16 protein-coding genes are annotated in these 14186 nt (G+C 62.2%); 7 read left to right on the top strand and 9 right to left on the bottom strand.

Annotation, left to right across the window (positions count from 1 at the left end):
- The first annotated feature begins 21 nt into the window (after positions 1-21).
- Complete coding sequence (locus AC0NIL_RS21535; RefSeq protein WP_027162610.1) at positions 22-732, top strand: HisA/HisF-related TIM barrel protein; 711 nt, start codon at positions 22-24, stop codon at positions 730-732.
- A gap of 137 nt (positions 733-869) precedes the next feature.
- On the opposite strand, the gene fae is transcribed toward AC0NIL_RS21535, so the two are convergent.
- The 7 genes from fae to AC0NIL_RS21500 form a co-directional block, all read right to left on the bottom strand.
- Positions 870-1376: a formaldehyde-activating enzyme gene (fae, locus tag AC0NIL_RS21530; RefSeq protein WP_013532036.1), complete on the bottom strand. Its 507-nt coding sequence runs from the start codon at positions 1374-1376 to the stop codon at positions 870-872.
- A gap of 149 nt (positions 1377-1525) precedes the next feature.
- On the bottom strand, positions 1526-2335 hold the full coding sequence (locus tag AC0NIL_RS21525) for a triphosphoribosyl-dephospho-CoA synthase (RefSeq protein WP_474048135.1): 810 nt from the start codon (positions 2333-2335) through the stop codon (positions 1526-1528).
- A gap of 62 nt (positions 2336-2397) precedes the next feature.
- Positions 2398-3345, bottom strand: a complete 948-nt coding sequence (locus tag AC0NIL_RS21520; RefSeq protein ID WP_473573800.1) for an ATP-grasp domain-containing protein — start codon at positions 3343-3345, stop codon at positions 2398-2400.
- Positions 3346-3479: 134 nt separating this feature from the next.
- A complete protein-coding gene (mch, locus tag AC0NIL_RS21515) occupies positions 3480-4436 on the bottom strand; it encodes a methenyltetrahydromethanopterin cyclohydrolase (protein ID WP_473573799.1) in 957 nt (318 codons plus the stop codon).
- On the bottom strand, positions 4433-5527 hold the full coding sequence (locus AC0NIL_RS21510; RefSeq protein ID WP_127388255.1) for an ATP-grasp domain-containing protein: 1095 nt from the start codon (positions 5525-5527) through the stop codon (positions 4433-4435). The genes mch and AC0NIL_RS21510 overlap by 4 nt, the downstream gene beginning before the upstream one ends.
- 13 nt (positions 5528-5540) lie before the next feature.
- Entirely contained in the window at positions 5541-6434 is an 894-nt protein-coding gene (locus AC0NIL_RS21505) for an NAD(P)-dependent methylenetetrahydromethanopterin dehydrogenase (protein WP_013532031.1), read from the bottom strand.
- 29 nt (positions 6435-6463) lie between these two features.
- Positions 6464-7435, bottom strand: coding sequence for a beta-ribofuranosylaminobenzene 5'-phosphate synthase family protein (locus AC0NIL_RS21500; RefSeq protein WP_473573798.1), 972 nt, complete (start codon positions 7433-7435; stop codon positions 6464-6466).
- 153 nt (positions 7436-7588) lie between these two features.
- Between AC0NIL_RS21500 and AC0NIL_RS21495 the strand changes: the two genes are divergently transcribed.
- The 6 genes from AC0NIL_RS21495 to fghA all read left to right on the top strand — a co-directional run bounded on the left by AC0NIL_RS21495 (position 7589) and on the right by fghA (position 13431).
- Positions 7589-7969, top strand: a complete 381-nt coding sequence (locus AC0NIL_RS21495; protein WP_013532029.1) for a 4a-hydroxytetrahydrobiopterin dehydratase — start codon at positions 7589-7591, stop codon at positions 7967-7969.
- A 116-nt stretch (positions 7970-8085) separates the two neighbouring features.
- The gene (locus AC0NIL_RS21490) at positions 8086-9174 is read left to right on the top strand and encodes a tungsten formylmethanofuran dehydrogenase (protein ID WP_473573797.1); all 1089 of its coding nucleotides are present in this window, start codon (positions 8086-8088) and stop codon (positions 9172-9174) included.
- Positions 9168-10799: a formylmethanofuran dehydrogenase subunit A gene (locus tag AC0NIL_RS21485; RefSeq protein WP_473573796.1), complete on the top strand. Its 1632-nt coding sequence runs from the start codon at positions 9168-9170 to the stop codon at positions 10797-10799. Before AC0NIL_RS21490 ends, AC0NIL_RS21485 begins: the two co-directional genes overlap by 7 nt.
- Entirely contained in the window at positions 10787-11695 is a 909-nt protein-coding gene (fhcD, locus tag AC0NIL_RS21480; protein WP_024504396.1) for a formylmethanofuran--tetrahydromethanopterin N-formyltransferase, read from the top strand. Before AC0NIL_RS21485 ends, fhcD begins: the two co-directional genes overlap by 13 nt.
- Positions 11692-12501, top strand: coding sequence for a formylmethanofuran dehydrogenase subunit C (locus tag AC0NIL_RS21475; protein ID WP_473573795.1), 810 nt, complete (start codon positions 11692-11694; stop codon positions 12499-12501). Before fhcD ends, AC0NIL_RS21475 begins: the two co-directional genes overlap by 4 nt.
- A gap of 99 nt (positions 12502-12600) precedes the next feature.
- On the top strand, positions 12601-13431 hold the full coding sequence (fghA, locus tag AC0NIL_RS21470; RefSeq protein ID WP_473573794.1) for an S-formylglutathione hydrolase: 831 nt from the start codon (positions 12601-12603) through the stop codon (positions 13429-13431).
- A 342-nt stretch (positions 13432-13773) separates the two neighbouring features.
- Here the strand turns inward: fghA and AC0NIL_RS21465 are convergent, their stop codons facing one another.
- Both AC0NIL_RS21465 and AC0NIL_RS21460 read right to left on the bottom strand, forming a co-directional pair.
- Positions 13774-13980, bottom strand: coding sequence for a type II toxin-antitoxin system HicB family antitoxin (locus AC0NIL_RS21465; protein ID WP_013532022.1), 207 nt, complete (start codon positions 13978-13980; stop codon positions 13774-13776).
- 4 nt (positions 13981-13984) lie between these two features.
- Complete coding sequence (locus AC0NIL_RS21460; protein ID WP_013532021.1) at positions 13985-14185, bottom strand: type II toxin-antitoxin system HicA family toxin; 201 nt, start codon at positions 14183-14185, stop codon at positions 13985-13987.
- Position 14186 lies beyond the last annotated feature (1 nt).

The following is a 14186-nucleotide window of genomic DNA, read 5'->3' as shown; positions in this document are numbered from 1 at the left end:
CATGACGGTGGCAATTGGTCGGTGAAAAAAGCGTTGCGTATCATTCCGGTTCTCGACCTGAAAGACGGCGTGGTGGTTCGCGCCCAGCAGGGAAAACGCGATCGCTACAGGCCGATCGTTACGCCGCTCAGCCGAAGCCCTGATGTGGTCGCGGTCGCTGAAGGACTGCGTGGGCTTTATCCTTTTTCCACCTTCTACATCGCAGATCTGGACGCTATCGAAGGCGGAGCGCCAAACAGCGACGCACTCGCCCGGCTGAGGACGATGGCGGAGCCGCCGGAACTTTGGGTCGATGCCGGCGTGGCCGACGAAAAGACACTTTTGGCGGCGCTTGCCGAACGCTCGCTGTCTCCTGTTCTGGGCTCTGAATCGCAGCGAGACGACATGTTGCTGCGGCGTTTTCGCGATCATCCCGATCTCATCCTGTCCCTTGATTTCGTCGGCGATAGTTTTTGCGGGCCGCGTTCTCTTCTCGATGAGCCCGAGCTTTGGCCGCAAAAGGTGATTGTCATGACGCTGGCCAAGGTCGGTGCGGCCGCCGGTCCCGACTTCGGGCGGTTGCAGGAGGTCAAGGCCAAGGCCGGAAATCGCGCTGTCATTGCGGCCGGCGGTGTCCGCGACGAGAACGACATCAGGGCCTTGTCCGCCATGGGCGTCGCCGCGGCACTGGTCGCAACCTCATTGCACAACGCTACGCTCACGCCCGGCCGCCTCGCGTCACTCGGCGCCTGATCATCGTTGCTCGTCAGCTCCCGAAGGGCGTGCGCCCTTCGGGAGCTGACGTTTCAAAAGCCCAGAACCTTTTTCAGCCGGCGCAACAGACCATCCGTCTCAGAAGAGGGTTTTTCCTGTGCGGGGCTGTCTCTTGTCTAGGCTGCGAACGGATGCTTGACCTTGTCGCGCTGGGCCGTTGCTTCGGCGGCGGTCGGGGTTCCTGCAACGGCGCGCTGGATGGCTTCCTTTGTCGCCTCGTAATTGTATTTCTGGATCTTGGCGTCGTCCGCCGCGTCCCAATGGATGAATACCCCGACGCAGATGAACACGTCGTCTGCTTCGTTGGCCGGAATGGTCCCGTCCGCAACGCTGTCCTGCACGGCCTTTGCCACGGCGTGCTGCGCCGGGCCGAACATCTGGACCGCCTGTTTGGCACCCTTGATCGTGACCTTGTTGAACATCACGGTGTTGGGTTTGCATTGAAGATTGGGCGCGATCACCGCCAAAAGCGAAGTAAAGCCGTCCTTGTTGTTGGTAAGCGCGTTGCAAAATGCCGTTTCGACCGCGCTCCCCCGCGGGCCGATGAGCAGGTCGACATGCGCGACTTCGTTGCCGTCTCCCACCAGCGATTCACCGACCATAACCTTTGAGATTTTTGCCATGCCAATTTCCTCCAAGACACAATTATGATGTCCACGGACGCTGCAACCGAGCAGGCGCTCGATGGACAGCTATCCTTGTTGGCAGCGTCCGGATTTGCCCGGACCGGTTGGCTAGATAGCCGCGGAAGCACAGCTTCCGCTTTTGGAAGTCAAGCACCAACGCCGCGATTATGCAAGGTGAGGGCGAGGGTGTGGACTAAAAGAGTAGCCACGGTGAGGTCGGCCGAGGTGCCGGGGTTGATGTTGTCGGCCTTCAGCCGGCGGTCGAACTCCATGAGCAGACGAATGCGCGACGGTTCGTCGCCCTCGGCATGGAGCGCCGCCTGAACGGCAACGGCTTCCTGCCGCGCCTGATTTGCGACGTGAACGCCGTGCTTGCGCATCACATGGCTGTCGGGGAAGCCGGCGAGAAACGCCATGTAGACGAACACCGTCGGCCACATGCCGTCTTCTTCACGTGCCAACGCTCCATCCAGCGCGGCGAGCCCGACCCCGAACACGTCGCCGAAACAGTTGCTGTACTGGCGAGCGATCATGTCGCGGTCGGCAGCCTCCCTCATCGCGTCCAGCAAATGGACCTTCGGCTCCTGCCGCACATCGTTGGCGGCTTCTCCGAGGCCGCCTGGCGCGGCCGTGACGATCGCCTCGAATACCGCCTTGGTATCCTGCACGCTCAAAGCCCGAAGCAGCGAATCGAGATTGTCCTGCAGTCTGTCACCGCCCATTTCGGCGGCGCATATCAGAGGCCCTGCCAGAAGGATGATTCCGAGATTGGTATTGGTTGCGACCGCCAGTCGTGTCGCGCGCACCGCCTCCAGCATCCGCTGCCCGACCGGCAGACGAGGATCGGTCAGCGGCCCGGAGGAAACCTCCGCACTTGTCATGAACTGGGCGGCGGACATGCCGTGTCCGTCGGCGAACAGATGGACGTTGCCCGGCTTTAGGGCTTCGATCTCCATCCTGCAGGCATTCTTATAGCTGGCCCGGAGGCGTTCACGTGAAAGCGCCAACTTGCCCGCCCTCACGAATTCGCAGGCGCGGCAAAACGGTAGGGCCGCGGTGCGGCGGCCGCCTCGGCGCGATCGGCCAGAAGTTTCAGCAAGGCATCGGCGATTGCTTCGGCGATGTTCACGGCGACCACCGACTGCAATCCCGACCATGCGGGCATGCTGTTCACTTCGAGTATGAACAGATTGCCGTCGTCAGCCCGCACGATGTCCACGCCGGCAAAATCCGCGCCGACCGCGGCTGACGCAGCGACGGCCAGCGATGCCAGTTCCGCCTTGCCATGTTCGGAAACCTGTTCCGGCACGCCACCCCGGTTGACGTTCGTGATCCAGTCGTCGCTGATGCGGCTCATCATCGCCACGGTCTCTCCGGCGCAGACAAACACGCGGAAATCCCGGAAAGGCGGACCGGCACGCGACACATATTGCTGAAGGTAGTAGACGCTGTTCACCTCTTCTGCGGCCGGCAGATCCGAGAGCGTGCGGATCAGCTTTATGCCGCGGCCTTGCGCCCCGAACAATGGTTTCAGCACCAGCGGTCCCCGCGGAAGCTCTTGCGCCGCGACCTCCTCGGCGACGGCAAGTCCTTCTACGGCAAAGGTGCGTGGCGTAGGCAGGCCGGCATTTTTCAGGAGGAATGTCGTCATCGACTTGTCGACGCAGCGCTCGATCGCCTGCGCGGAATTCCATACGGGAACCGACAGTCTGCTTAACGCGTGCAGCACCCCGAGGCGCCGGGTAACCGCTTCAAACGATCCGGCGGCGATCGAACGGACGAGCACGGCGTCGGGCAGCGTGCCGCCGAAGCCGGGGATCGTAAGTCCGCTCGGGCTGCTGGTATCGAATGCGATCGCCGCCAGCGGCACGGCTGTAACGGCGGCGCCCCCCCGACCAAGTCCTGCCGCCAGGCCGTTGGAGCCGGTGTCCACTTTGTCGCTGACGATCAGGATGCGAGGGATCATGTGGCCTCTCGGGTGCGGGAATGTCGGCGGCGCGAGCGATTCCACGCCCTCATGGCAGCGTCCGCGGCAGGGCTGCACGGAAGGCAGTCGCCGGGCGGGCGAATGACAGACGAATCCCTTTGCACCGCCATGCTCTAGCCGAGACTCCGTTCGAGCATCTTCAGATCACGCCGACCTACGCGAAACGTATCGCCGGTTTCGATCGCTGTCACGATCACTTCAGCCGGGCTGAACAGCAGCGGGTCGATGGCATAGAAATCGCCCTTGAACCGCGTGAAGATCTCGGCGAAGGGTTGGCCGTAGTCCCGTGAGGCGCTGCTGGGAAGTTTTTCCGCGAGTTTGCCAGCCTCCTTCGCCGATCCTTTGACGAAGAGCTGGACGCTGCCGCCATAGATGATGGCATCGTTGGTTCGGCCCATAGCGGTCAGGAAATCCGGATGGGGGGCGGGGATCGGCGCCGTTCCGATGCCGTCGACAACGTTCTCCAGCGGGAATTTGAGATCGTTGATTTTGTGCAGGGCAACCTCAAGCGCGCGCGCCACGATCTGCACGCCGCCGGCAAGGCTTTGTGTCGGCGCGTAGAGGAAGGTGAGCTTTTCCGTCGCCAGTCCAGTTGCCTTGCTCACTTTCTCAACGGTCGCGCGGGGAGGCGGTTCGGCCGTCTCAAGGATAAGCACCGCGGAAGATGCGATGTCGCGATAGGAAAGTGTCTCGAACAGCGGTTCGACCCGGGCGAGGGCCCGCGCCGGCCCAGATCCCATCGCGAAATAGTCCTGGCCAGACAGGTTCCAGCCCGCATACTGGCTGCCCAGGCAGGCCAGCACCGGCTGCGAAGATCGCGCTTCGACGGTGAACGGCCATTGCTGTGACGCGCGATCCATGAACACCGAAACGCTGCCGAGACCGCCCATCGCAGCCTCAGCCATGCGCATCCCGGCCTCGACGCTGCCGACGGTCTTGGCGCCGGCATCGATCAGGCGCTCGCCCAATGGTCCCCTGGAAACGACGATACGCAGGCGTTCGGCGTCGCCGATCATGCCCTCAACGATGCGCTGTGCATTGTCGTTCAGGAATGCCGAACCGTCTTTCATGTCCGGTCTCCTTCCCATTGGAGTTGCAATTGGCTGGCTTGTCCCTTGATGAGCCGCTTGGTCGATTGGGCGCTCGGACCGCGCGCGAAGACCGTGCAGACAGGGTCGCCGGCAATCAGACGGGTGCCAGCCGACTGTTGGTCCGCTGTCCATTCAGGCCAGGCAATCGACGGAAAGTGAGTGATTGGCGTCGCGGCGTAGGTCACCATCGACGCCATCGAATCGACGAAGCGCGGCAAGCGGAAGACCTGACCCGTCGCGGCGCGCAGATGCGCTTCGATCAATGGCGCGTCAACATCGTCGAAAATGTCGAGGGTGGCGCCCGGCCTCGGATTGATCTCGATGAACGTGTAGCCATCTGGTCCACGGATCAGATCGGCGCTGCACAATCCAAGCAGGCCGGCGCGCCGCGTCAGACTTGAGAGCCAGCCGCCGATGACCGCCGCCTGTCTGCGATCGAAGCGTCTCAACCGTACGGCGCCGCCGTAGCGATAGGGCGCTGTGGGGGCGGGAGACGTCCATTGGTGGCTGAAACCCACGAGGTGCGCGGTTTGACCATTGCCGACGAACAGGGCCGAGATGCTGCGACCGGCAACGAAGCGCTGGAAGTAGCGGCCGGCGGTCGGGCTTTCTCCGGCTGCTCGTCTGACGTGTCCGCCGCCGGCGCCGCCCGCGGTCTTGACCACCCAGTTCTCCGGGTCAGGCGGCTGGTCCCATCGCAGTTGCGGATGCGGGATGCCGAGTTCGGCGCAATCATCGGCCAGCAACTGCGGATCCTTGATCCTGCGGATCGCGGCGCCGCCATTGCCGGCGAGCCGAAAGTGTCGCGCGATTTTGTCCACGGTCTCAGGCATCCGCTCAAACCCTGAGCCCAGGACAATGGCGGCCGGCAGGTCGTCGCCAGCCAATCGCCGAAGCGTGTCGATGATGCGCTCGCCGTCGATGCCTCCTTGCAGGTCGCCTGGCAGCATTGTCGCGCGTTCTGCGAGCGCGACGGTGTCCGTATCGCAAAAGAAATCGGCGACCAGCGGACGATAGCCGGCGCGACGCGCGGCGGCGGCCAGCGCCCGGCCTGAAATTGCCGCGATCAAAAGAGATCCGGCGTTACTTGGCAATCTCGCGTGCAAGGGAAAACGCTTCCTGAAAACCGAGCGTGATCGTCTTTTCGGATTCGATCATTCTTTTGAAGAGACCGAATTCGACCTTATATTTGACATTGCCGATGGCAAGCGGACCAATGCCGACAGCTTTTGCCGCATCGAGTGGATCACCATTGGCATTGACGGCCAATCCTTCGATGCCGGCCGGGGGAACGGCATTGACGTCGGCCGCAATAAGCAGGTCATTGCCTTTCAATTGGGCTTTGGAGACCACCTGGACGCCAGCTTTGGCGCAAGCCAGGATAATTTCGTTGGCTTCGACCAGCTTTGTCTTGCGGGCGTCGCTCGATCCGTCAGCCGCATCGACGGTGAGGTGGAACCTGCTTTCGATCTCGGCCGCGATCTGCTTGACCCGTTCGATGCCGTCATGGCCGACAAGTGTGACCCGGGCACCTTCCCCTGCCGCGATGACGGCGGTGCAGAAGCCGACGACTCCGGTGGCGCCGAAAACAGCCACCCTCGTATCCCTGAGCGCACGCTGGAATTTCTTCTCCAGCGCCTTTTCGACCTTGGCCACCATCGCCGCGGCTGTGGTGAACGAGCCGGCTGGATCGGCAAATACCGAAACCTGGAAAGGCGGCACCATCGCCTTCTTCGCGGCGTCGAACATGTCGAGCGCCAACGAGGCATCCTTCCCGGCGATGAAGATGCCGGTGTCGACACCCGCATCCGGCGGGCGTGAAAAGATCGCGTCCTGGACCAGTCCTGTCACTTCGGCCAGGCCCACATCGACATAGGGGACGACGGCGTCGAAACCTGCGTCGAGCGCCATGTTCACGTCGAAGGGGCTCATCTGCTTCAACGGTGTCAGCATGTGCAGGATGTGTTTGCGGGCCATTTCTTGCCTTTCTGCCTGAAACTGAAGCGTCAGCTGCCGACGAGATCCAGCCTGGTTGAACTGATCTTCGCGCCGGAGTTCCTGCCCTTGACGATCTTGACCTCAAGGCCGCCCTCAACTGTCGTCTTCCGAACCGCGTCGACGAACTTGAGTGCGGCGTCCTGCGATGGCGCGAAGGCAAAGCCTGTCGGCCCCCAGGAACTCTGGCCGATGCCGACGGCGCCTGCTTCATTGAGACAGTGGGCCACCATCTCGACCCGCTTCGAGGTGAACACGCCGCCCTGGGCCGGGGCGAAGTGGCTGCCGATCAGCATCTGTATCGCGGTGACGGCGGCGCCGAATGCCGGAAGGTTCCGCTCGACCAAAGCCGGCATTATGCCCATCAGCACCCTCCGGCAGATCTCCCCACTGCCTGCCGTCGGGAATGGCGGCAGCGAGCGAAACGCCGCGACCTCGGCTGCTCCATGCAGTCCATGCCCGGAATGGTCGAGGATGAGGAGGACGCGCCACTCTTCCGGAAATGGCAACCGCGCGACGACCGGAGGCGTTCCGCCGCGGTCGTTCTTGCCGGCGTCGACTATGACGCCGCCGTCTTCGAAACTTGCGATGCCGATGCCGGATCGGCCGCCCCGCTCGAGCAGGTTAGCGTCGCCGGCGATGTCCAGAGGCAGATTGTGGAGCGTGCGCAACGCCGAGGCGACGGCAAGGGCGATCTGCGTGCCGGAGCCCAGACCCGCATGACTGGGGATCGACTGCTCTACCACCAGATGGTGCTGGCCGCGAATGCCGAGATGATTGCAGAGCGTCGATAGATGCTCGCTGGCGCGGGTGCTCTCGGAGCCTTCGACGATGGTCTCGCTGGACCGCGACAGGGTGACGACGGTTTCGGGTTCGCTCAATGGAAGCCCGACGCTGCCGAACCGCCGTCCAGCATCGCCATTGAGATCAAGGAAGCCAAGGTGCAGGCGAGCGGGCACTCGTATGGTAACAGAATTCGACATCTGCCCCCCGATGGGTGCATCATGGATGCATCATGGAAGTTTAGGTGCCCGGTACCATGATAACTGTTTTCGTCGATGGGGCAAGCCAAAGAGAACGCATACGTGTTTGCCGGCTCCGGCGTGTGACAGACCGAGCAATTCGCGGAGGTCGAGATGAACGAGACAGTCAAGGAAAAGGTCTATTCGGAAGCCGAGATCGCCGACCGGCTTGAGAAGGAGCTGCCGAAATGGCGTTATGAAAACGGCTGGATCCGGCGCAAATACAAGACCCACAGCTGGAAATCGACGCTCATGGTCATCAACACGGTTGGCCATCTCGCCGAGGCGGCGTGGCACCATCCTGATATCACCGCCTCCTATGCCTGGGTCGAGGTGCGCCTGACGAATCACGCGGCGAAAGGCATTACCGACAAGGATTTCGAGTTGGCGAAAAAGATCGAGGATGTTGTCCAGTGGCAGCCGGCCAAGGAAGGCGGGGCACTGGAGGGCACTCCACTGACCGATCAACGCTTCGCTTACGTCAAATATGACTAGCAGGGTCGGAATTTGTTGACGCGTATGAAAACATTCGCAGATCCGCTGCAGGGTGGGGTTCACGGCCAATCCAGTTTCGTCTAGGATCGAGCCGGCACCAGAAAGTAGTTTAGCGAATGGCGGTTGCTTGGATCGGCAACCGGGAAGCGCTGATTGAGCACGCGGCTGCGCATGCCGCGTCGCTATTGTCGTCAAGTCGGTGCCCGGTTTTCAGCTTTGATACGGATATAGATGGCACGAGGGCGGCGATCGCGCTGGCTGAGCGGGCTGGCGCGGCATACGACCATGCCGATGGTGCGGCACTTGCCCGAGAGACCGCGCTTTTTACCGACAAGGGGGCAATGACCGTCGCCCCCGGAGAGACGCGCCGGCGTGCCGATGTCGTGGTGATCGTGGGCGAGCTCCCGCGGACCCATCATGGTCTTGTTGGCGAACTTGCCGGGACGGTTCCCGACCTCTCGACCGGCAACCAGCGCGCGTTCTTCGTGGTAGGCCCAAACGGGATGTCTGTGCCGCCGCTGAGCGGCGGACGCAAGGCAACGCAACTTTCCTGTGGCCAAGCTAGCCTCACCGCCACGCTGGCGGCACTGAAGGCACAGTACAAAGGGCGGCGTACATCGCAACCGGTGTCGAATTTCAATGATTTTGCCAAAGCTCTGGCGGCCGCGCATTTTCCCGTGTTCCTGTTTTCAGGCCACGCCGCCGAAGGCTTGGCATTGGAGATGCTGCAAGGACTGATCGCCGATCTCAATCGCAAATCGCGCGCATCCGGCCTTTATCTGCCGGCGAGCGAAAACGGGTGGGGAAGCGCGCTCGCCTCGGCCTGGATGACAGGTTTTCCGCTGCGCACCGGCTTTGCGCGCGGCCTCCCTGAATTCGATCCCTGGCGCTGCGATGTGGAGCGCATGATCGCTGCCGGCGAAGCCGACCTGCACCTGCGGATCTCCGCCGCAACGGCCCAACTGCAGAAAAAAAGGGCACGCATGGCGCTGATTGTGCTGACGAAAACGCAAGAGCCGGTTGCCGGCGCCGCAGTCACCATGGCCATCGGCGAGGCTGGGGTCGATCACGATGCGGTTGTCTACTCCAGCCGCACGGGCTCGCTCAGGTCGATCGATGCGCAAGCGGCCTCGCAATTGCCCTCCGCCGCGACGATCATCCGCCTGATCGCTACCCACGCCTTCGCCGAGCCACTGCCATGCTGACGAAAATCGCCGGCGGCGACATCATCGATCCCGTCAACGGCCGTCTCGGCAAAGGCGACCTCTGGATCAAGGACGACAAGATCGTTCCGGCGCCGGCGGGAGGGGCGGCCGACCGGACCATCGAAGCCAGCGGCTGCATCGTGATGGCTGGCGCCATCGACATCCACTCCCACATCGGTGGCGGCAATGTGAACACCGCGCGGCTGCTCTTGCCCGAACAGCATGCCGCCCATCAGCTGCGGCCAGCAATGACGCCGCTCTCCAATGCCGGCTGGTCGACGTTCCAGACCGGCTGCCTCTACGCAAAGATGGGCTTTACGACGGTCGTCGAGCCGGCGATGTCGCCGGGAGCGGCCCTGCACACGCATCTCGAACTGGCCGACATCCCGATCATCGACAAAGCGACCCTTGCCATTCTCGGCAATGACGATTTCCTGTTGTCGATGATCCGCGACGACGCCCCCCAGACGATGATCGAGGACTATGTCGCCTGGACGGTCGCTTCGACGCGAGCGCTTGGGGTCAAGGTGATCAACGCCGGTGCGGCGGCCGCCTTCAAGGAGAACGTCCGCACCTTCTCGCTGGATGATGTCGTGCCTTCCTATGGCGTCAGTTCGCGCAAGATCGTCAAGACGCTGCAGGCCGCCGTCGACAATCTTGGCCTGCCGCATCCCTTGCATGTCCATTGCAACAATCTGGGCAGCCCCGGATCGGCGGATACGGCGGCTGCGACGATTGCAGCGGCGGATGGGCTGCCGCTGCATCTCGCCCACCTCCAGTTCTATGGCTATGGCACGGAAGGAAAACGCGGGTTTTCCTCTGCCGCCGCACGGCTTGCCGAACTGGTCAACGCGACGCCGGAAGTCACCATCGATATCGGCCAGGTGATGTTCGGCCAGACGGTCACGGTCTCCTCCGACGTCATGCGGCAGTTTTCGGCGCGCGGCAGCGCGCATCCGAAAAAGACCGTCATTCATGACGGTGACGGCAATGGCGGCGGCATCGTGCCTTTCAGCTATGGCAAGGACTTCTACGGCACGATGCAGTGGGCGATCGGGCTCGAGCTTTTTCTCCTGATCGACGATCCCTGGCGTGTGTTCTTCACCACCGATCATCCCAACGGTGCACCTTTTACCGCCTATCCGGCGCTGTTCGAACTGCTGATGAGCCGGGAAGCGCGAACCGAAATGGCCGCCGGACTTTCCCTATCCGCCCTGGCGCTCTCTACCCTGGCCGCAATCGACCGCGAATACACGTTCGAGGAAATCGCCATCATGACGCGCGCGGCGCCGGCCAAGCTGCTCGGCTTGACGGATCGAGGCCATCTCGGCGCCGGCGCAACAGCCGACGTCGCTGTCTATCGCAGGGACCGCAGTATCGCCAAAACGCTCGGAGAGGCGGCGTATGTTTTCAAGGATGGCGATCTCGTCGTGCAAGACGGGGAAATCATCCATTACCGCTGGGGCAAGGCATTGAGGCTCAAGCCGCCTGTCGACAAGGCAATGGTGCGACGGCTCGAGGACTATCACCAGCAGCGCTACGGCCTGTCGCTGGACTGGTTTAATTTCCCGGATTCCGCGATTGCGCGCGAACAGCCATTCGGCGAGGTGCCATGCCGAACATGAGCATCAATGGCGTAACGATCGACGATACCTTCGCGGAAGCCTTCGGCATGCGCGCAACCGCCATCGTCATCACCGCGCCGAGCCGGAAATGGGCTCGCCAGGCGGCGATCACAATGACCGGCTTCGCCACCTCGGTGATCGGTTGCGGCTGCGAAGCGGCAATCGATCTCGACCTGCCGCCATCGGCCACACCGGATGGCCGGCCGGGCTGCCGCGTCATGATTTTCGCGATGGGAACGGACGAATTGCAGAAACAACTGCTCAATCGTGTCGGCCAGTGCGTTTTGACCTCGCCGGGTTCCGCCTGCTTTGCCGGGCTGCAGGGCAGCGCCGAGCTCAAGCTCGGTTCGGCACTGCGTTATTTCGGCGACGGCTGGCAAATCTCCAAGAAGATCGGCGACAGGCATTTCTGGCGTATTCCCGTCATGGATGGCGAGTTCCTGTGCGAAGCAACGACCGGACTGACGAAGGAAGCTGTCGGTGGCGGCAATTTCTTTGTCATGGCGCAAAGCAGCGCCAACGCTTTGGCCGCTGCCGAGGCCGCCGTCGGTGCGATCGGCATGGTGCCTGGCGCCATCGTGCCGTTTCCGGGCGGCATTGCCCGTTCGGGTTCCAAGATTGGTGGCAAATACAAAGGCATGATCGCCTCGGCCAACGAAGCCTACGCGCCGACACTGCGCGGCGTCGTCGCGAGTGAACTCGGTCCCGACATCAACGCCGTCCTGGAAATCGTCATCGATGGTGAGACCAATGATGCAGTTGCCGCCGCGATGAAGGCCGGCATTAAGGCTGTCATAGATCTCGGCCCGAAAAGAGGCGCGGTTCGGATCAGCGCCGGCAATTACGGCGGCAAGCTCGGAAAATTCATCTACTCGCTGAAGGATATGCTGCCATGAAGGCGCTGACCTTCACCCTGGTTGCCGAGCCGGCGGAGCGCCTTGACCTGTCGCCGCTGACGCCGGAGCGGCTGGCCGGAATCGAAAGGCGCGACGTCGAAAGAATCCAGATCGGCATGTCGAAGCACGGATCGAAGGTGGGCGACATTTTTCGCGTCGCCGGCAGCGATCCGACATACATCGTGTTCGAAGGCGGAAGCACGCGCCTCGACCTTGTGGCGCAAGGCATGCGGGGTGGGTCGGTTCGCCTCGTTGGCAATGCCGGCGCCCAGGCCGGGCGCGCCATGCGCGGTGGCAAGCTCACGATCGAAGGCAATGCGGGTCCACACGCCGGCTCCGGCATGCGCGGCGGCAGGCTTGAGATAACGGGCAATGCCGGCGACCACCTCGGTGCGCCGCTCGTCGGGGAACTGGCCGGCATGAACGGCGGTGTTTTGATCGTCAGGGGCAAAGCGGGCGCCTTCGCCGCGGACCGCATGCGGCGCGGCCTGATCGCGGTGCTGAAAGGCTCCGGCGACCATGCAGGCAGCCGTATGATCGCCGGCACCCTGGTGGTGGCCGGTGGCACCGGTGAGATGCCCGGCTATCTGATGCGTCGCGGTTCGATCCTTCTCGATCGCGCGCCGGCACGCATGTCGCCGAGCTTCGTCGAATGCGGCGCACCCGAAAGCGTCTTCGCCGCCATCATCGATCGTTATCTGATCGCCGAGGGCATTTTGAAACGGCCGCTTCTGGGGAGCGCACCGCGCAAATATGGCGGGGATAACGCAGTGCTCGGAATGGGCGAGGTTCTTTTTCCGCGCTGAGATCCGTCGACACAGGAACCATACGACGGCAGGACGCAAGTGCTTGCCGCTGGGGTAGTGGTGGACCGACCGTCATTCGACCTGCAACGTGGAGAACACATGAAAATCATCTCTCAAACGAAAGCCCATGGCGGCGTGCAGGGCGTCTATTCCCATTTGTCGACGAGTTGCCGTTGCGACATGACTTTTGCCGTTTTCATACCTCCGCAGGCGCGGGAGGCGCCTTGTCCCGTTGTGTGGTATCTCTCAGGCCTGACGTGTACCCACGCCAATGTAATGGACAAGGGCGAGTACAGGCGCATGGCCGCCGAGCTCGGCCTGATCGTCGTTTGTCCCGACACCAGCCCGCGCGGGGCCGACATTCCGGATGAAAAAGACAACTGGCAGTTCGGCTCCGGCGCCGGCTTCTATCTCGATGCGACGCAAGAGCCTTATGCAAAGAACTATCGTATGTATTCCTATGTCGCCGAGGAGTTGCCGGCCCTCATCGCGGCTGAATTTCCAGCCGATATGGCACGCCAGGCAATCTTTGGCCATTCGATGGGCGGGCATGGCGCGCTGACGATTGCCTTGAAGAATCCGCAGCGTTTCAAGAGCTGCTCGGCGTTCGCCCCGATCGCCCAGCCAAGCACCGCCGGCTGGTCGAGACCGGCTTTTGAGAAGTATCTCGGCAAGGATGAGGCCTCGTGGCGAAGCTGCGACGCGACGTCGCTCATCGACGACGGATACCGTTTCCCCGAATTTTTGGTGGATCAGGGAACGTCGGACGGATTTCTTGACGACGGGCTGAGGCCTTGGCTGCTTGAAGCGGCCTGCACCAAAGCAGGTATTCCGCTAAAACTGCGGATGCAGGATGGATACGATCACTCGTATCTTTTCATCTCCAGCTTCATGGACGACCATCTGAGATGGCATGCTGAGAGGCTTTGATCTGGGCAGGCCGAACGCATGGCCAGATGCAAACAAGTTATTGCGACGCCTTACACCGAGAGCGCCGCGCTTGCCGCCGTCAAACGCTACACATCCCTGGATTGCGAAAATACTGAAAGCACTGGCCCGCCCCGATGAGGTTCCCGACCCACCCTGCGGCTGCTGGGGCGAAATGCCTGATGGCATCCAGTATTTCGAAGTGCCCTTGGGCGAGGGTCGGAAGCTGCTGTTCGTCCGCATCGGCCAGGACGAGCCGTTGTTTGACAAGCAGACGCTAAGGGTGTTGCCGGCGAGTTAGACGCCCGGACCAGAGCCTGATCCGGATCGAGTGGAGGCCTGCCTCTATGCCTCTACGTATTCCGCGAGGCTGACACCCTTGGGCACATCCAGCCCATCGGCTCGCAAACCTTCGATGTGAAAGCGTATTGCATCGCGAATCTCGGTTTCCACTTCAGCCACAGTGGCACCTGTCGCGATGCAGCCGGGTAGGTCCGGCACATAGGCGGAGAAATTATTTCCTGCTTTTTCAATCACCACCGCGTAACGCATGTCATCATTCCTTCAAACCTGACTGCTTGAGGATGCTGTTCAGTGTTCCTGGCGCAACCTCTTCAGACGGCTTGCCAGCCACGGTGACGCGGCCGGCTTTGACTTCATGCTTATATTGGCGATGGCTGCCCTTGGTTGCAACCAGATACCAGCCATCGGCCTCCAGCAGGCGAATGATCTCGCGAACTGTAAGCCGAGGTGGCACT

Source organism: Mesorhizobium sp. WSM1343, assembly GCF_055901535.1.
The sequence above is the reverse complement of the archived record's forward strand: the minus strand, read 5'-3'. Positions and strand labels throughout refer to the sequence as shown.